The sequence below is a fragment of the Hymenobacter swuensis DY53 genome, from assembly GCF_000576555.1.
GTDB lineage: Bacteria > Bacteroidota > Bacteroidia > Cytophagales > Hymenobacteraceae > Hymenobacter > Hymenobacter swuensis.
This window is the reverse complement of sequence record NZ_CP007145.1, coordinates 4,281,765-4,300,204: the sequence shown is the minus strand read 5'-3', so window position 1 is coordinate 4,300,204 and position 18,440 is coordinate 4,281,765. Positions and strand designations below refer to the sequence as shown.

The window sequence follows — 18,440 nt, the reverse complement described above, 5'->3', positions numbered from 1 at the left end:
CCCGCCCAAACCAGCCGGGGCGAGTAAAGCGTACCAGTCTGTGTGAACAGTCGCCTAGCAAGAACGTCATTCCGAGCCCCGCGAGGAATCTCGCGTGCTGAGGTTGCCATGGTGCTCACACGTCAGCACGCGGGATTCCTCGGACATTGGCTTAATGCGCCACATGCTCGGGATGACGTTCTTTCTTTCTATGCGACTGTCCACGGACCCTAGAAAGCCGGGCCGCCGCTGGTATCTTCGGGCACTGGTTTCCACCGTTTTTCCTTTTGTGTTCCGGCTGTATGGGTGTTTTGGATGAATTGCGGGCCCAGCGCCGCGCGGCCGGTACCGCGTCCGGGTCGGCCGCCGACGGGCAGCAGCCGGCCCTGCTGCTTATTCCCGATATCAGCGGCTTCACCCGCTTCATTGAGGAATCGGGCAACCCGCAGGCTCCGTTTCTGGTAGCCGATCTGCTGGAAATCCTCATTGAGGCCAACACCCTGGACCTGGAAGTCAATGAAATTCAGGGCGACGCGGTGCTGTTTTACCGGCTGGGCCCGCCCCCCACGGCCGAGGAGCTGGTGCGCCAGTGCCGCCGCATCTACCTCGACTTCCAGAACTACCTGCGCCTGGTGGAGCGCGACACCGGCTCGGCCCTGGCCGCTTCCCTGCACGAGCTGGCCCTCACCCTTAAAATAGTGGTGCACTACGGCCGCGTGAGCGTGGCCCGCATCCGGGAGCACACCAAGCTCATGGGCCGCGACGTAATTGTGGTGCACCGGCTGCTCAAGAACAACGTGGCCGGCTCCGAGTACATTCTGCTCTCGGACGGTTACCTGCGTACCCAGCCTCCGGCTGAGCTGGCCCGCGTATTCGCCTGGACGCGCCTGCTGCCCGGCTCCACCTACTACGAGTACCTCGGCGAAACGCCCTACCACTACGCCCACCTCTCGCCCCTGCGCCTGCTCCTCAACGCTCCCGGCGTAGACGACGACGTACCCACCGGCCAGGGCTGCGTGCTGAAGGTGCGCCGCGCGCTGCGGGTGCCCGCGCCCTACGCTTTGCGGGTGCTTAGCAACTTCCGTCTGCGCCCGCGCTGGATGGAAGGGGCCACCGCCGTACATTACGACGTGACCAAGGCCGGCCGCCTCGGCACCAGCTACAAAGTAGACGTGTTCAGCGGCCAGATTGACTTCCAGACGGTACAGTGCCTGGAGGACGAGGACGGCCGCCTGACCTACGTGGAGAAGATTTCGCACTTCCGCCTGTTTCCCAACGCCCTGCTGTTCTGCTGCGTGGAAGCCGTGGATTTCGACAGCTGCCTGCTGACGCTGGAGCTGCGCTACGGCCACGTGGCCAGTAGCCACCGCCTCATCCGTTTCGGCCAGCTGCGCCGCCTCTACCGTTTCCTCGGCCGCTCCCTGGCGCAATTCGCGCAGCTGGTGGAACGGTGAGGTGGTGGATTGTTGGATGGTCAGATGGGGGAGAAGGTCGTAGCAATCCGTCCTTCACACGGTTCAAAACCCTGAAATAAGGAAAGCCCCTGACGTTCGTACTGGCGTCAGGGGCTTCTGCGTAGGTCGAAGCTAGGAGCTAAGAAAAGGACGGATTGCTTCGCGCTGCTCGCAATGACAGAACGGTTCAGCAATCCACCCCTTACATCTTATACAGCAGCGCAATGCCAAACGACAGCGCGGTAAGGATCAGGCCGACCATGAAAATGGTGTAGCTCAGACGCAGCAGCCGGTACTTCTTGGTTAGCACGTCGCCGAGGTAGTAGATGTCCGTCACCATGTTGGTGTACAGCGCGTCTTTCTGCTGCATAAGCTGGGTCATACCGCTCTGGAAGTCATCGAGGCTGAGCTTGCTGAAGTTACCGAAGAACAGCAGGTTCACGCGGCGGTTGGTGGCAATCTGGGGGCTGCGCTTGAGCCACTTAAAGCTCGTCACGTCGGGCTGGGCGCACAGAATGGCCGTGATGACCGAGGCCAGCGCCGTGGCCAGCAGGATGCCCATCGGCACGGCAATAATCGGGTTCCGGATAACGCCCACGTTGCTCAGAGCCGCCGTTTTGCTGCCCAGCTTTGCCCCGAAGTAGGTAATGATAAGCGACATGAGCACCGCGTTCAGCGAAATCATCATGTTGGCCTTCTTATCGGCCATATCCGAGAGCTTCATGTGGTTGCTGTACATGGTCCGGAACATGGTTTCGATGCCCCGCTTGGGCTCGGCAAACGTGCCTTCCTCTTCCTCCGTCTTTTTCTTTTTCTTTTTCTCGGTCTTCTTCAGCAGTTTGCGCTGCTCCTTTATGTTGTCCTTGTGCTGGTCCTGGTACCGGTCTTTGGCGGCTTTGGTGTAGTACTTGCCGGCCAGCAGAAACGCCAGCTGATTTTCGGCCCACTCGGTGTTGGAGTAGGTTTTACCCAGGCTGGTTTCCCACTCGGCGCGCAGCAGCTCGGCGTTGGCAAAAAAATCGTCCCGGCCCATTCCGCTCATGTCGGCATCCACCAGCAGTTGCTCCAGCTCGGTTTCCCGGGTAGCGTCGCGGTGGGTAGCTTTGATCAGGGTTTGTACCAGCTCGGTGCGCTCAGCCGGATAGCCCTGCTGGGTGAGCCATTCGCCGGCCAGCTCGGCACTCCGGAACTCGTGGCCGTCGTAAGTATCAAGGTAACCCGTGTCATGAAACCAGGCGGCCAGCACCACGGCTTCCTGGTCGGCTTCGCTGAGGCCGGCCGCTTCGCTCAGGGCGCGGGCTTCCTTTACTACCGCCGTAGTATGCTTGGGCGAGTGGTACACGAGTTGCGCCGGAAGCTTTTCTTCCAGCAAAGCCAGCACGTAGGCCTTCGCGTTTTTGACAATTTCGGCCTTGGCCGGTTTCTGGGTAAGAATAGGCTCCATCAGGGAAAGGGAACTACAAAAGAACGACAGCCCGGGCTGTTCGGCTTACAACGGGTTTCGGGGCTCCGGGTTTTGTGAGTGGCTGGTTGCTTCCACAACGTCAGCACGCGAGATTCCTCAGCAAGCTTGAAATGACGTTCTTCTGGCAACTGGCAACTTCCCGCAAACCCAACCGTAGCCGGATGAATTGCGTAGGGCAGCGCACCATGCGTACCTCGTAACGCGTACTTCAGCCGTTACCGGTAAGTTTACCGTATTTCCTGATCATTCGCCTCGTTGCCCCGGCGCGCCGCCGGGTTCTTGCTTTCGCGCTACTTCTTTCTTTATATGAGCAGACATTTCCTGTCCTGTTGCCTGCTGCTGGCACTGGCCGGAGCGGCGGCCCCCGCCGCCCTGGCCCAACAGAAAACCCAGACGGCGCACCCCACGCGGCCCAACTACCGCAAAGGCGGTGTCAACTGGGAGTCGAAAACCCCGCCGGATAGCTCCCATATTCGCTATTCGGTGTTTCTGATTGGCGACGTGGGCAAGCCTGCACCTGAGGCCGAAGGCGGGGAACCGTCCCTGAACTACCTGCGCAAGCAGATTCTGGCGGCTGGCTCCAAAAGCACCACCATCTACCTCGGCGACAACATCTACGAGTACGGTATGCCTGAGCAGGGCTCCTACGACCGGAAGGAATCGGAGCGGCGCATGGTGGGCCAGCTCAAGATTCTGCGCGACTACCAGGGCGAGAAATACATGATTCCGGGCAACCACGACTGGAAACAAGGCCAGCGTGGGGCCGTGGACCAGGTGAACCGGGAGCAGTTCTTCGTGGAGAACTACCTGCAGAGCGACTCGGCCGCCTTCCCCTATACCGGCGACTTTTTCCTGCCCCGCGACGCCTGTCCCGGGCCGGTGGAAATCCGCTTGCAGGATGATGTAGTGCTGATTGCCATCAACTCGCAGTGGTTTCTGCAGACCTCCGGTGAGCGGCCTTACGGTGCCAACAGCGGCTGTGGCGTAGCCAACGAAACTGACTTCTTCACCCAGGTGGAAGACATTATTCAGCGCAACGCGGGCAAGAATATTATGGTGGTGGCCCACCACCCGCTGTTTTCCGACGGTATTCACGGCGGCTACTTCACCCTGGGCGACCATTTCTTCCCGCTCAGCATCGTGTACAAGTACGCCTTCGTGCCGCTGCCGGTCATTGGCTCCATTTACCCGTTTGCCCGTAAATACGGCGGGGTTAGCCAGGACATTGCGCACCCACTGTATCAGGCCTATAAGAAGGGCCTGCTGGAGATTTTCCAGAAGTACCCCAATGTGGTATATGCCGCCGGCCACGAGCACAACCTGCAGTTTTTCAAAGAAGGCAACCTCAACCACATCGTCAGCGGCTCGGGCTGCAAAACCCAGCACGTAAAGCCCGGCTCTGGTGGTGAAGCCTTGTTTTCCGACAAGGAAAAGGGGTTCTCGCGGGTGAACTACTACGACAACGGGGAGGTATGGACGGAGTTCTACGTACCCGAAGGGCTGGGTGAAAACGGCCGTCTGGTATTCCGTACGCCCATGTATGCCCAGGAGGCCATGGTAGCGGAGGCTCCCGGGCAAAACGCCGGCCCGCGCCCGAACTTTGCTGACAGCACCGTGACCGTAGCCGTAAACAAGGACTACGCCGACCGGGGTAAGTTCCACAAGTTCCTGTTCGGGGAGCATTACCGCAAGGAGTGGGCCACGCCGGTGAAGTTTCCGGTGCTGGATATGGCTACCGAGAAAGGCGGCCTCACGCCCTACAAAATCGGGGGGGGCAAGCAAACGGCCTCGCTGAAAGTGCGCAATGAGGAAGGTCGCAACTTTACTATCCGCAGCCTCAACAAAGACCCCTCGGCGGTGCTGCCCGAAGCCCTGCGCACCGGCGCGGCGGCCGATATTCTGCAGGACCAGATTTCGGCCCAGCATCCCTTCAACTCCATCGTAATTCCGCCCCTGGCCGATGCCGCCGGGATTCTGCACACCAACCCCGAACTGCGCTACATTCCGCAGGACCCTCTGCTGGGCCAGTACCTGGAGCGGTTTGGCAATACGCCGGGCGCCATTGAGGAAGACGCCAAGGATGACCAAAGCAACGTGGAAAGCCTGGGCAACGCCAAAAACCTGGTGGGCACCGACAAGGTGTTTGAGCGCATCACCGACGACAACGACAACCGCGTCAACGAAAAAGCCTTTGCCCGCTCCCGCCTCTTCGATATGTGGATTGGCGACTGGGACCGGCACGAGGACCAGTGGCGTTGGGCCGAGAAAAAGGATAAGGACGGCGACCGGAAATTCACGGCTGTGCCCGAGGACCGCGACATTGCCTTCTTCAAGGGCGATGGTGTGTTCCCCTATCTGGCCTCGCGCAAGTGGGCTATCCGCAACTTCCAGAACTTCGGCCCAGATTACGCCGACTGGAAGGGCCTGAACCTGACCGCCCTCAGCAATGACCGGGTGTACCTGGCTTCCGTGAGCAAAGAGGAGTGGGTGAAGCAGGCCGAGGAAATGAAAGCCGGCCTCACCGACGAGGTAATCGAGAAGGCCTTCAAGGAGCGGTGGCCCCAGCAGATTTACGCCCTGCACGGCCCCGAAATCATTGCCAAGCTGAAAAGCCGTCGTGAGCTGCTGCCCCAGGTAGCCGCCGACTACTACACCATGCTCAGCAAGGTGGCGGAGGTGAAGGGCTCCAAAAAGCGTGAGAAGTTTGTGGTGGAGCGCCTGGCTGATAATAAGACGCACGTAACGGTGCAGAAAATCAACAAGGAAGGCGAGCTGACCAAGATGCTTTTCGACCGCACCTTCGATAACAAGGTGACCAAGGAGCTGCGCCTCTACGGCTTTGCCGACCGGGACTTGTACGAGGTGAAAGGCGACGTGAAGGACGGCCCGTTGGTACGTATCATCGGGGGCCTCGACCGGGACTCCATCGTGGACCGCTCGAATGTAGCCGGTTTCCGTCACCGCCTGCATGTGTATGATGCCGACTCGGGTAACGTCATCGTGCCCGGCAAGGACACCCGCCTGCGCCTGGAGCCCGGCATTGATGTGAGCCGCTACGACGTGCACACCCGCACCGACCGCAAGGATTACACCCTGAACTACTTCGGTCCTACGGCCTACTTTGGGTACAACATTGATGACCGCCTGTTCCTGGGCGGTGGCGCGGTGTACCGCACTTATGGTTTCCGCAAGTCGCCGTACGCTACCGAGCAAAGCCTGGCAGCCAACTATTCGCCTTCCCAGAGTGCCTACAACGTGCGGTACCTGGGCCACTTTGTGGACGTGCTGGGCAAGACCGACCTGCGCCTCACGGCCCAGCTTTACGGCCCGCAGTTGCTCTACAACTTCTTCGGCCTCGGCAACGACACGCGCAACACGCTGGCGGATGGGGATGAGCAGGCCCGTAACCGGGACATCAACGATACCTACCGCATCCGCTTCTCGCGGCTGTACGTGGCGCCGATGCTGGAGAAAGACCTGTTCAGCTTCCTCAAATTCGGTTTTGGCCCGCAGTACGACCAATTCCACATTGAGCGGGGCCAGATCGGTAGTGAAATTGCGCTGGGCCTAGACGCCGCCGGCAACGGCCAGGACGGTACTGCCGCCGCCGGCATCCGGGCTTCCGACTTTGGGATGAACCGCTACCTGGGTGGTAAGGCCTATCTGAATCTGGATGCCGCCAGCTCGCCCAAGAATCCGCGCATTGGCCTGCGTTGGTACAACTCGGTGGAGTACAACCACCAACTGAACGGGGAGCAGCTGAAGTATGGCCGCCTGGCTACCGAGTTCCGGGCCTACCTCTCGCCTAACTTTCCCTTCCAGCTCACATGGGCCGGCCGTATCGGAGCCAACCGTAACCTGGGCGACTACCGCTTCTACCAGGCCAACACGCTGGGCGGCACCACCAACCTGCGCGGCTACCGCCGCACCCGCTACGCCGGCCGCTCGTCGGTGTACGGCAACGCGGAGGTGCGCATTCAGCTGTTTTCCTTCAACGCGTATGTGGTGCCCGGCAAGTTCGGTATCCTGGGTCTGGCCGATGCCGCCCGCGTGTATACCTCCCGCGACACCGAAACCGGCCTCAAGTCCTTGCACACAGCCGTGGGCGGGGGCGTGTGGGTAGATGTGCTGAAGCAGGCCGTTATCAACGCCACCTACTCGGTAGGCGAGGAGAAACTAGTCTTCGTGGGCTTCGATTTCCTCTTTTAGCGGTGAAATTGTGAAGTGGTGAAATGGTGAGTTTATTGTTTCGCTTGCGCCACTTGCGCTGATTGAGCATCAAACTCACCACTTCACAATTTCACCATCACCCCGCCTATCCTTTTTTCCGAAAAGACGTTAAGGCTAGCCTGACGTCTTTTCGTCGTTTTTCCGCTCCTCTCATCCTTCCGTATGCCCTTATTTTCGACGCTGATTGGGCGTGTTGCCCGGCCGCTGGCTGCTGCCGTATGCCTGCTGACGGTTACCGTGGCCGAGGCGCAGGTGACGCCTGCTACCCCACCCGTGTACCCGCCGCCCGCCCCGCCTGCTTCCGACACCACCGCCGCCGACCAGGTGGGCCAGGACCAGGAGTTTGCCACGCCTTCCGTGGTAGGCATGGGTCCCAGCAAGGGCCTGATCTTTCACTACGAGCGGATGCCACGCTTCAACGTGGCCTCCGACGGGCAGGCCGTGGGCTTGCAGGATTATAAGTCGCAGGCCGAGAAAAACGCCCGGCTGGTGATTAAGGGCTACATCCCGTTCTGGAATAAGCCCCACCTGAAAATGCTGCTGGGCATCAACTACGAGCGGGAGGAGTTCAAATTCCGACAGAAGCCTACCGGTTACGAGCTCTACGACAACATTGAAGACAAGGGCCTCAAAACCCTGGGCGCGCAGCTGGCCATCATCCGGCCGGTGAATGCCGTGAACTGGTATATCTTTCGCCTGAAAGGCGAGTTGAGCGGGGACTACACTTCCCAGGGCGTGAACGTGAGCGACTACCTGCGGGTGTCGTCGGAGTTTCTGTACGGCTGGAAGCGCAGCCCTACCTTTTCCTGGGGGGTGGGCCTGCAGCTGGGCTACACCTTTGGTCGGCAGAGTATCTACCCGGCCGTACTCTACAACCGCACCTTTAACGACCGGTGGGGCGTGGAGGCCATTTTCCCGGCCCGCGTGACGGCCCGCTACAATGCTTCGCCCAAGTCGTTGTTCTTTGCGGGCTACTCCGTAGACGGTTTCAACTACATCATCAAGCTGCGGCAGCCGCTACGCCGCGACGACAACATCGTACTGCGCACACTGGAACTGCGCGAAACCGAAGTGAAATTCCGGGGCCGCTGGGAGCGGGAAATCTATGATTTCCTCTGGTTCGGGCTGGAAGGCGGCTACCGCTATAACTACGCCTTCGACGCCTTTGACCGCACTAACAATGACCGGGTAAAAATCGTCGACTCCAAGCTGGCCGGTGCGCCCTATGCCTCGGTGGAGCTATTCATCGTGCCGCCGCGCAAGTTTCTGAAGAAGACGCTGAACAAGTAAATGGCGCGAGGACGCGAACCAAAGGATTCGTGTCATCACCTAAAAAAGCCCGATTCCCAAGGTGTAGTCCTGGAAATCGGGCTTTTTTTGGCAGTAGTGCGAAGCATTTGCTTCGCACTAGTAGCTACTTATGCAGCTACCGAGGCTGGGCGTCGAGCCAGATGAGGGCCTCGGCTTCGGTCAGGAACACGGCCGTGTGGTAGGGCTGCTCGGGGGCCAGTGCCCTAGTTACGGCCGGGGCCACGGTAGCATCGGAGTGGAATTGCTGAAGGCGAGCCGGCGAGCTGAGGGCCGCCATATACACCCGCTGCGGGGCCAGTGCCCGTACGGCCTCCGGAAAGAAAAAGTCGCTCAGCCAATGCGTAACGGCCAAGTCCAGCGGACCTTCGCGGCGGCCGTCCAGCAGCCAACGGGCACACCCGTACTCCTGGGACAGCACCAGCAACTGGGCGTACGAGGCCTGAATTTCGGGCATCGTTTGGGGCCGCAGCCAGCGCAGAATAAGAATGTGCAGATCAGGCCGGTACTGAGTCAGATACGCCTCTGTGACGGTGGTCGGAAACGGGAGCATGGAAGGCAAACGCGCAACCTGTCGTTTTGTTCGGCGGGCGTTGGGGCGTGTGCTGCTGTCCAACGCCCTGCGTCGGTTGTCGTTAGCTGACGTCCGCATCTGCCTGAACGCCCCCACGCGACGCGGCCGGCCCGAACGACAACCGGCCCGATAGGCTTGCGCCTACCGGACCGGTGAGTGCTGGTGGGGGCTGTTATGTTACCAGAGGCGGGTATCGTGTACACCGGCCGGCAGGGGCGGATGCTCGGAGAAACCCAGCACGCACCAGCCGGCCTCAATCCCAAAGGAGCCGCCCGGCAGCAGGTAGCTTACCCACCGCTCGGTGGTGCGGCCGGTGAACTGCTCACTCTCGGGCTCGTACTCGCACAGCAGCACGGCGTCGCCCACCCGGAAGTTCCGGTCGTTCAGCCGCACATCGAATGGCTTGGTGCCGGCTTCGACGGCCGCAAAGCAGCCGGGCCAGACTTTCAGCTCGTGATAATCAGGGAGAGTGGGGGTATACGGCAGGCCAAGCGTGCTGAAAGAGCTATGTTGCATGGAGTTGTAATCAAGGGGGTGAAAAGAAGATAGCAGAGAAAATCATGCCGTATTATCCTGAATGTACGAGGATAAACTTCATAACAGGCAATACAGGCGGATCGTTCGGCCGTTGTGGCATCCGAGGCAAAGGTACCGCTCCCCTGTTAAGGCCCCGTTAGCCGAAGATGACCCCCTGAACTACCTGCGCGGGCTTAGTACAACAAATGGGTACTGCCGATAATCATTTCATCATGATTTGATAACCCGAGCCCGGGCAGAGAGGCCGTTACTTTTGTAGCGGCAAGCCAGTATTTCCGGCTCCCGCCATTGCTGCCTATGAAACCTGCCAAAAAACTCCTGCTGGAAGAGCTTACTGCTACCCTTACGCCGCACGTTGGGCTGGCCCCAGGCACAAAGCTGCCGAAAGGCATTGCCAAAACCGTACAGCACCTCACCGACCAGATTCTGCGCCTGCGGGTCAAGCAGGAAAAGCAGCGCACCGTAGTACCAACCAAAGTGGACCGGCAGCTTCTCACCGAGCAACTGGCCGGCCTGCTCGATGCGCACCTGCACGACTCGCCGGAGCAGGAGCGGGAGGAGCCGGTCACCCGTGTCATCAGCAAAACGGCCGGGCAGCTGGCTGATAAGCTGACCAAGCTGCGCAAGCTGCCGGCCCCAACTGAGGTGGAAGCTCTCACCGAAACCAAAGTCCGCCGCCCTCGGACCGCGCGTACGGCCACCAACACCCAGGCCTGACGCTGCCATGCGCGCCTGCTATATTCTGCTGACTGTCCTTCTGCTGGCGGCGGCGGTGGCTTCGGCCCAGACGCGGGCCGATTCGGTGGTGTACACGGGTCGGGTGGTAAACCCGGCGGCAGTGCCGCTGGCAGGGGCGTCGGTGTTGCTGAAGGGTACCGTCATGGCCACCAGCACTAACGCGGAAGGGATGTTCCGCTTTGCGGGCCCGGCCGGGCCGCAGGTGGTGGTGGTAAGCTATCCGCAACACCTTACTGTGCATCACTCCATAGCCGCCCCCGACTCGGCGGTGGTTATTGTGCTGCATTCCATCCGGCCCCGCGTAACCGCGCCCAGCCGCCGCAAAAAGCAGGAATAAAGCCTAAACGCATCACGCCGGCTGGTGGCCGGCCTACTCCGCAGAGAGAGTAAGCCGGCCACCAGCCGGCGTGACACGTTTGGGTATAGGTGAAATCAGCTTTTGGCCGCCGGCTTGCGGGGGCGGGCAGCTGGTTTTTTGTTCAGGCTTTTGAGGTAGGCATAGGTGTCGAACTGGGAGCGGACCCGGCCTTCTGCGGCAGCCTGCTCCCGGCCCAGGAAATTGTTCTGCCAGTCGCGGGCCTTCACGTTGTCTTGGCGCTGCAGGTCAAGCAGGTGCCGGACTTCGGCGCGCAGATCGGGCTGCAGAATCGGGAAGGCCACTTCTACCCGGCGGTCCAGGTTGCGGGCCATCCAGTCAGAAGAAGCTACGTATACTTTCTCGTCGCCGCCATTACCGAACACGTACACCCGGGCGTGTTCCAGGAACCGGTCGACCATGCCGCGCTGCGAGATGTTGCGGCTCTGCCCGTCCAGGTCCGGAATCAGGCAGGAAATACCCCGGATGAGCAATTCCACCCGCACACCCGCCTCACTGGCTTCGTACAGCTTGAGAATCATGCGGTCATCCTGCAGCGCATTCAGCTTCAGAATAATGTAGGCATCTTCCCCGCGCCGGGCGCGCTCAATCTCGGCGTCTATCAGTGCCACCAGTTTTTCGCGCAGCTCAAACGGGGCTACCAGCAGATGCTGGAACGCGCCGGCTTTATCCTGTCGGTCATGGAAATAGCGGAATACTTCGGCTACTTCCCGCGTAATTTCCGGGTTGCTGGTAAACACGCCATGGTCGGCGTACAGCTCACTGGTTTTCTCGTTGAAATTACCCGTGCTCAGGTACGCATACAGCCGGTTGTGGCCTTCCTCGGCCCGCGTGATGAGCAGCAGCTTGCTGTGTACTTTAAGGTCGGGAATCCCGAAGATGACGTTGGCCCCGGCTTTCTGGAGCTTCTCGGCCCAGAACATATTGCTTTCCTCATCGAAGCGGGCTTTCAGCTCCACCACTACCGTTACCTGCTTACCGTTTTTCACGGCTTTCAGCAGGGCTTTGGCCACTTCACTCTTGCCCGCCACCCGGTACAATGTCATACTGATACCACTTACCTGCGGGTCTTTGGCGGCCTCGGTGAGCAGGCGCGTTACGTAATCAAAGGACTGGTAGGGGGGGTGTAGCAGGTGGTCGCGCTGGGCAATAGCCGGCAGCATGGCTCCCGTACGGGGCAGCGTGGGGTGGGGCAGCGGCGGCATCGGGGCGTACTGCAAATGGGCCAGCCCAAAATCGGGGAAGCCAAAAAAGTCGCGGAAGTTGTGGTAGCGGCTGCCTTCCACCAACTCCTCCTTGCCAATGCCGGTTTTCTGCATAATGGCCCGCAACACCTCCTTCGGCATGGCGGGGTCATAGAGGAGGCGGGCGGGGAAGCCGGTTTCACGCTTCTGCAGGCTGCTTTTGATTTTGGCCAGCAGGTTGCCCGATACTTCCTCCTGAATATCCAGCTCGGCGTCGCGGGAGAGTTTGATAGCGTGCACCTGCACCTTCTGGTACTTCGGAAACAGCTCCTGGGCACAGCAGCGAATCACGTCGTCGAGGAACATCACGTACCGCTCGGCACCCACGTCGGGCAGGCGCACAAAGCGGCTGCCGTGGCGCTTAGCGGGTAGCTCCATAGCCACCACCCGCTCGCCGTCGTGCTTTTTGCGGTTCTCGGGCTGGGTCAGGAAAAAGGTCAGGTATACGCTCTGGTCGCGCAGAAACAGGTGGTGCAGGTTTTCATCCAGAATAATGGGCGAAAGTAAGTCCTGCACATTGGTCCGGAAATATTGCTGCACCCAGGCATGCTGCTCGTCGCTCAGGTCATGCTCCGAAATAAGGTGAATATGCTCCTCGCGCAGGCCCGGCAGAATCTGGTTGCGGAACGTGTCGCCGAATTCCTGCTGCTGGCGGCCCACCTCCTGCAGCAGGTCATGGAGCTGCTCGGCGGGGTCTTCGCCCAGTTTGGCGCGGGTTTTCTTTTTGAGCTTCACCAGGCGGCGCAGGGTGGCCACGCGCACCTTGAAATACTCATCGAGGTTGCTGCTGAAGATGGCCAGAAACTTAATGCGCTCCAGCAGCGGTACTTCGGGGTTCTGAGCCTCCTGCAGCACACGACGGTTAAACGTCAGCCAGCTTAATTCGCGGTTCAGCAGCCGGGGCTGCGCCTGTTTGGTTTCGGACATGGGTAATGAGTTGCCAGTTGCCGGTTGTCAGTTCCCGGTTGTTAGGTGTCAGCTGCTAGTTGACAGGACTGGGGGCTAGCGCAACCTTACCGAACTACTACCCCCAACAACTGACAACCAGCAACTGCTTATTGGTTTTTCGGTTTGTCGAAGAAGTAGAACTCCGCGTTAGCACGGTCAGTGCGTGCCCACTGGTCGGTGCTGAATTTCAGGCACACAATGGCAGCGGTAGGCATTTCCGGGATTTCACTGGGGGAAAGCAGGTTCGCAAAGTCCGTCAGCGTATTGTTGTGGCCTACCAGCAGCACAGAGTCGGCGGTATCAGGAAACTGGCGCACAACAGCCAGCAGGTCCGGCACCGTGGCCTCGTATATAGCCTCCAGCACCGCTATTTTATCGGCCGGATATTCCAGCTCGTGCGCTACCAGGGCGGCCGTACTCAGGGCGCGCACCGCCGGGGAGGACACCAGCAAATCGAGCGTAATGTCGCGTTTGGCAAGGGCCTGGCCCATCAGCGGCGCATCGTCGCGGCCCCGGTCGTTAAGGGGGCGTTGCTTGTCGCTCAAATCATCAAAGCTCCAGCTCGATTTGGCGTGGCGCATCAGGTACAGCGTTTTCATAACAGAACAGATAAAGCAGTAAGCAGGCCTCTTTACTGAGGCGTTGGGAAAAGGTTTTGTTGGACTATAAATCGGTTGAGCCGGGGGCTTCAGGGCGTCCAGGCTCAACCGCAGCCAAAGGTATGCCAGTTGCTTGCAGCCGCTTGGGTCGGCACTTTGGGAAACAGGCGGACCGCAACTCGTGCTGGGGGAGCCGGGGGTAAATAGAAAGCCCTTTCTCCGCGCCGGAGAAAGGGCTTTCTGGCCTGTAAAAGGTACGCTGTTATTCCTTGATGAACCGCTGGTGCGTTACCTGCTGCCCATCGGCAATCCGCAGGGTGTATACGCCCTTCGCCAGCGTGCCTACGTTGAGTAGGTTGCCATCGAAGCTTACCTGCTTCATCTGGGCACCGCGCACATCGTACACCGTCACTGTTACGGCTTTGTTGTCGATGGAAGCTGGTACTTCAATGTTGAGCACATCGGTAGCCGGGTTCGGGAAGATGCGGTAACCCACCGATTCGGCCGAAGCTACGCTCTGACGCGCCGTGCCGCCCGAAATGGTGATGCTGTAATCTTCGGTTTCGCCGTAGCTGTAGCTGTTGCAGCTGGTAGTGGCAGAAGCGTCGCTCATAACTACGCGCAGGCGGGTTTTGCCGTTTTTGGCCGTGGCAGGCACCGTGAAGGTGCTGGTGAGGGTGCTGGCCGATGCACTGCTGCGGCTGGCTACCAGCTCGCCCGAATCGATGAAGTCACCGTCCTGGTTGTAGTCGATGTAGATTTTCCAGTATTCGGTGTACGCCGTGGAAGCGTAACCGGCCGAGTAGCTGATGGTCTGCGAGGAACCGGCCGTTACCGTGGTGCCCAAAGCCGTACCGTCGTAGTAGCCGGCATTGGCACCCGAAGTACGGCTGATGGAACCGAGCTGTACAAAATCAACCCACTCGTAGGATACGTTGGTGCCTTTGCTGGCGCAATACGTGGGCGTGGTAGGTGTGCCGCCACCGCCGGGAGCCGTCCCACCGGTAGAAGTGAGCAGTCCGGCACGGGCTCCACCCGTAGCGAACAGCGCATTCATGCGCGACGACTGACCGTTGGAGAACATGTACATGCAGGCGTCGTCGGTGTAGTCCATGTAGTTCATGAACATGTCGCCGTTCGGCCCGTTGGAGCAGGTTACTTTCGGGAAGGAGGGGCAGCCGCCGTTGCTGGTCTGCTGAGTGGGCGTGTCGCTCACCAGGTCGTTGCCGCAGCTGGCGTCGCCCCAGATGTGGCGCAGGTTCAGCCAGTGTCCTACCTCGTGGGTGGCGGTGCGGCCCAGGTTGAACGGAGCCGCTGCCGAGCCATTCCGGCCAAAGCCTGAGCTCAGGATAACTACACCGTCGGTAGCAGCCGCGCCGCCGGGGAACTGGGCATAGCCCAATACGCCGCCCGAGAGGTTACATACCCACAGGTTAAGGTACTTGGCCGAGTTCCAGGCGTCGAGGCCGCCGGTGCTTACCTTCTTCATGGCGTCATCGGTGCCCCAGCTGGTGCGGGTCGTCGATTTCCGCTCGATGCCGGTGGTAGCGGCTCCGGTTGGGGTTTGCTTAGCCAGTACGAACTGGATGCCTACGTTGGCGGCTAAGCCGGCAAAAGCAGAAGGCGTTTTGCTTACGTCGGCGTTCAGCTTATTGAAGTCCTCGTTCAGCACGGCAATCTGCGACTGAATTTGGGCATCCGAAACGTTCTGAGCGGTAGTATTATACAGCACATGCACCACAACCGGAATAGTCACCACGGCCGAAGTACGCAGAGCCAGCGGGTTATCGACAAAGGAGCTTGTCTGGTTCTCAATGGCGGCCATGCGTTGAGCCATGGCCGGGTCGGCGGCCAGCTGGGCGGCCAGATTTTCCATGGTGGAGCACTGGCGCGTCTGGGCCTCAGCCGAGAGAGAAGCCCCCAGACCCAGGAAAGCCAGAGCGAGTGAGTAAATGGTTTTCTTCATACGGAACGTGTAAATGGTTGTGGTAAGAAATGAGAACAGGTACTACGCAACTAGGTGTGGTGGTTGTGAGAAAAGGGAACAGAAGGGCAAATTATTGAAAATATTTAAATAAATCATGTTTATGATGCTTGTAATTGCAAATTATAGTGGTCTTTGCCTTGTTTCTGGTAATTCTGGCTATCTGCAATAAGTACAATGCCTGCCCGGAGTTACTTCCGGGCAGGCATGCAGTATCAGGCGTATAGGTACGGCTCTATTCTTTGCGGAAACGCTGGTGCTGCGTGTTGATACCATCCGTCAGAACAAGGTGGTAGAACCCAGCCGGCAGAGCCGATACGTCCAGCGTACCTTCGGTAGAGGTATGCGTCTGCTTCATTTCGAAACCGCTCAGGTCGTACACTTTCGCCTGCCAGTTGCTGGCGGGCGTGTTCAGCGCCGTCCGGATGGAGAGCTGGTCGGTGGCAGGGTTTGGGAATACCTGCAGCTGCTCAACAGGAGCGGAGGTAGCTACCAGCGGCGCGGTGCCACCATTGGAAGTGGCAAGACCTATACGGGCTCCCCCGGAAGCAAACAGCGCGTTCATGCGCGTCGACTGACCGTTGGAGAACATGTACATGCAGGCGTCGTCGGTGTAGTCCATATAGTTCATGAACATGTCGCCGTTCGGCCCGTTGGAGCAAGTTACTTTCGGGAAGGAAGGGCAGCCATAGTTACTGGTCTGCTGAGTGGGCGTGTCGCTCACTAGGTCATTGCCGCAGCTGGCATCACCCCAGATGTGGCGCAGATTCAGATAATGGCCCACTTCGTGAGTAGCCGTGCGGCCTTTGTTGTACGGAGCCGCCGAGCCGCCAGGCAGTGAGGAATACAGTACTACCACGCCATCGGTGCTGGTTGAGCCGCCGGGAAACTGCGCGTAGCCCAACAGGCCCTGGCCCAGGTTGCACACCCAGATGTTGAGGTATTTGGTAGCGTCCCACGGCGCATCGCCGCCGCGCTTGGGATTTTTTACCGCGTCGTTAGAGCTCCAGGAAGTGGTTTTGGTGTATTTGTGAATGATACCATTGGTAGCAGTGCCGGTGGGCGTCCGCTTGGCCAGGGTGAACTGCACGTTCGTGTTGGCGGCTAGGCCGGCAAAAGCGGTCGGAATCAGGGAAGCATCGGCGTTAGTCTTGGCGAAGTCCTGGTTGAGAACATCAATCTGCGCCTGCACCTGAGCATCCGACACGTCCTGAACCGCAGTGTTATAAAGTACGTGCACAACCACCGGAATGGTAACGGCGGCGGCGGTACGACGCACGTCGGGGTTGGCGGCGAAGCGGTTGGTTTGTGCCTCAACGGCGGCCATACGCTGGGCCATCTGCGGATCGGCAGCGAGCTGAGCGTTCAGTACTTCCATGGTAGCGCACTGGCGACCTGCCGATTGAGTTGTCTGCTGACCGAAGGCGAGGATGTTAGCGCGTACGCTGTGCTGGGCCAGTGCCGAAAACGACGTAAGACATGCCAGACCGAGCGAGAGAGAGTAAAAGGTTTTGTTCATGCGCGTGTTAGTGGTGAGAGGAATTGATGGGTTTTGATTTAAATGTACGTTTTTTTGATAAATCCGCAATGGAATTGGTGCGTTGATACGGAATGTTCAGCATGTGGTTGGATTCAGGCTGTATAAATGCATAAAAAAAAGCCCGGCGTACGGCCGGGCTTATTCTTCAGAAGAAGTAGTTAGTCGGGATAATCAGATAGTTAGCTCTGCCACTCCTCGTTATCGGGGCTGATGGGTTGCACCGATGGGTACCGCTCGGCGTGAATGGCCGCCACGCGGCGCGTGAGCATAGCGCGCAGCTCGTCCACATTCTCCCGTTCCTGAGCCGAGATGAAGATAACCGGGTCGTGAAGTTTGGCCATGTAGGTAGCCTTGAGCTGCTCCAGCGTGGGACGGGGCGTTTCCTCTTCTTCCTCATTCATGCCTTCAAAACCGCCGTGGTGCTCTGCCGTCACTTCGGGGTTGTAGAGGTCAATCTTGTTGAAGATGAGTAGCATGGGCTTGTCGGCCGCGTTGATGTCCTTGAGCGTATCGTTCACCACCGCAATGTGCTCCTCGAAGGAAGGGTGCGAAATGTCGACCACATGAAGCAGCAAGTCAGCTTCCCGGATTTCATCGAGCGTGCTTTTAAAGCTTTCGATGAGGCGGGTGGGCAGCTTGCGAATAAAGCCTACTGTGTCGGACAGCAGAAAGGGCACAGTTTCGAGCACTACCTTGCGCACCGTGGAGTCGACGGTGGCAAAGAGCTTGTTTTCGGCAAACACGTCGGCCCGGCTCAGCAGGTTCATAATGGTGCTTTTGCCCACGTTGGTATAACCCACCAGGGCTACCCGCACCATACCCGTACGCGACTTGCGCTGGGTCTGGCTCTGCTTGTCCAACTCCTTAAGGCGCTCCTTCAGGAAGTCGATTCGCTCCCGCACCACGCGGCGGTCCGTCTCGATTTCCGTTTCTCCCGGTCCGCGCTGGCTTACGCCGCCGCCGCGCTGCTTGTCCAGGTGAGTCCAGAGGCCGGTTAGGCGGGGCAGCAAGTATTGGTACTGGGCCAGCTCCACCTGTGTGCGAGCTGTAGCCGACTTGGCCCGGCTGGCGAAAATATCGATGATAAGCAGGGAACGGTCCACAATTTTTACCTGCAGCTCAGCCTCCAGGTTGCGCAGTTGGGAAGGCGATAGGTCATCATCGAAGATAACCATGCTGGCCCCGCTATGGTCGACGTAGGCCTTGATTTCGGCCAGCTTTCCTTCACCCACGAAGGTGCGGATATCGGGCTTTTCGAGGCGCTGTACAAAACGTTTGGTGACTATGGCCCCAGCCGTTTCGGCCAGAAAGGCCAGCTCGTCGAGGTATTCCTGGGTGCGGGCATCAGCCTGGCGCTTGTCGGGTACGGCCACCAGAATGGCGGTTTCGGCTTCCGGGGCGGTTTCGTAGGTGTCGTGTTTGGAGGCTTTGGCCAAGATACGGCCGGCGCGGCCCTTCACGTTG

Annotated in this window: 13 protein-coding genes; 5 read left to right on the top strand and 8 right to left on the bottom strand. The window is 59.4% G+C overall.

Features of this window, described 5'->3' with window-relative positions:
• Positions 1 to 281: 281 nt before the first annotated feature.
• The gene (locus HSW_RS23175) at positions 282 to 1,433 is read left to right on the top strand and encodes a DUF2652 domain-containing protein (protein ID WP_052346656.1); all 1,152 of its coding nucleotides are present in this window, start codon (positions 282 to 284) and stop codon (positions 1,431 to 1,433) included.
• A 202-nt stretch (positions 1,434 to 1,635) separates the two neighbouring features.
• On the opposite strand, the gene HSW_RS19780 is transcribed toward HSW_RS23175, so the two are convergent.
• Positions 1,636 to 2,877 carry a Pycsar system effector family protein gene (locus HSW_RS19780; RefSeq protein ID WP_044003441.1) on the bottom strand — a complete coding sequence of 414 codons (1,242 nt, stop codon included), beginning with the start codon at positions 2,875 to 2,877 and terminating at the stop codon, positions 1,636 to 1,638.
• A 327-nt stretch (positions 2,878 to 3,204) separates the two neighbouring features.
• Here HSW_RS19780 and HSW_RS19775 point away from each other — a divergent pair, with 327 nt between their 5' ends.
• Positions 3,205 to 7,107, top strand: a complete 3,903-nt coding sequence (locus tag HSW_RS19775) for a BamA/TamA family outer membrane protein (RefSeq protein ID WP_231501324.1) — start codon at positions 3,205 to 3,207, stop codon at positions 7,105 to 7,107.
• A 183-nt stretch (positions 7,108 to 7,290) separates the two neighbouring features.
• The gene (locus tag HSW_RS19770) at positions 7,291 to 8,418 is read left to right on the top strand and encodes a DUF6268 family outer membrane beta-barrel protein (RefSeq protein ID WP_044003440.1); all 1,128 of its coding nucleotides are present in this window, start codon (positions 7,291 to 7,293) and stop codon (positions 8,416 to 8,418) included.
• Between the two features lie 136 nt (positions 8,419 to 8,554).
• Here HSW_RS19770 and HSW_RS19765 read toward each other — a convergent pair whose 3' ends face one another.
• Together HSW_RS19765 and HSW_RS19760 are read right to left on the bottom strand one after the other, a co-directional pair.
• Complete coding sequence (locus HSW_RS19765) at positions 8,555 to 8,989, bottom strand: hypothetical protein (protein WP_044003438.1); 435 nt, start codon at positions 8,987 to 8,989, stop codon at positions 8,555 to 8,557.
• 198 nt (positions 8,990 to 9,187) lie between these two features.
• Positions 9,188 to 9,526 (bottom strand): ASCH/PUA domain-containing protein, encoded by a 339-nt coding sequence (locus tag HSW_RS19760; RefSeq protein WP_052346655.1) that lies wholly within the window; start codon positions 9,524 to 9,526, stop codon positions 9,188 to 9,190.
• A 318-nt stretch (positions 9,527 to 9,844) separates the two neighbouring features.
• On the opposite strand from HSW_RS19760, the gene HSW_RS19755 reads away from it, so the two are divergent.
• Positions 9,845 to 10,264, top strand: coding sequence for a hypothetical protein (locus HSW_RS19755; protein WP_044003437.1), 420 nt, complete (start codon positions 9,845 to 9,847; stop codon positions 10,262 to 10,264).
• Between the two features lie 7 nt (positions 10,265 to 10,271).
• Positions 10,272 to 10,622, top strand: coding sequence for a carboxypeptidase regulatory-like domain-containing protein (locus HSW_RS19750; protein WP_044003435.1), 351 nt, complete (start codon positions 10,272 to 10,274; stop codon positions 10,620 to 10,622).
• 95 nt (positions 10,623 to 10,717) lie between these two features.
• Here HSW_RS19750 and ppk1 read toward each other — a convergent pair whose 3' ends face one another.
• The 5 genes from ppk1 to hflX form a co-directional block, all read right to left on the bottom strand.
• Positions 10,718 to 12,832 carry a polyphosphate kinase 1 gene (gene ppk1 / locus HSW_RS19745; protein ID WP_044003434.1) on the bottom strand — a complete coding sequence of 705 codons (2,115 nt, stop codon included), beginning with the start codon at positions 12,830 to 12,832 and terminating at the stop codon, positions 10,718 to 10,720.
• Positions 12,833 to 12,960: 128 nt separating this feature from the next.
• Entirely contained in the window at positions 12,961 to 13,452 is a 492-nt protein-coding gene (locus tag HSW_RS19740; protein ID WP_044003432.1) for a SixA phosphatase family protein, read from the bottom strand.
• A 262-nt stretch (positions 13,453 to 13,714) separates the two neighbouring features.
• Complete coding sequence (locus tag HSW_RS24610; protein ID WP_071883146.1) at positions 13,715 to 15,418, bottom strand: GEVED domain-containing protein; 1,704 nt, start codon at positions 15,416 to 15,418, stop codon at positions 13,715 to 13,717.
• Between the two features lie 253 nt (positions 15,419 to 15,671).
• Positions 15,672 to 16,955, bottom strand: coding sequence for a M43 family zinc metalloprotease (locus tag HSW_RS19730; RefSeq protein ID WP_197031915.1), 1,284 nt, complete (start codon positions 16,953 to 16,955; stop codon positions 15,672 to 15,674).
• Between the two features lie 200 nt (positions 16,956 to 17,155).
• Positions 17,156 to 18,412 carry a GTPase HflX gene (hflX, locus tag HSW_RS19725; RefSeq protein ID WP_044005212.1) on the bottom strand — a complete coding sequence of 419 codons (1,257 nt, stop codon included), beginning with the start codon at positions 18,410 to 18,412 and terminating at the stop codon, positions 17,156 to 17,158.
• Positions 18,413 to 18,440 lie beyond the last annotated feature (28 nt).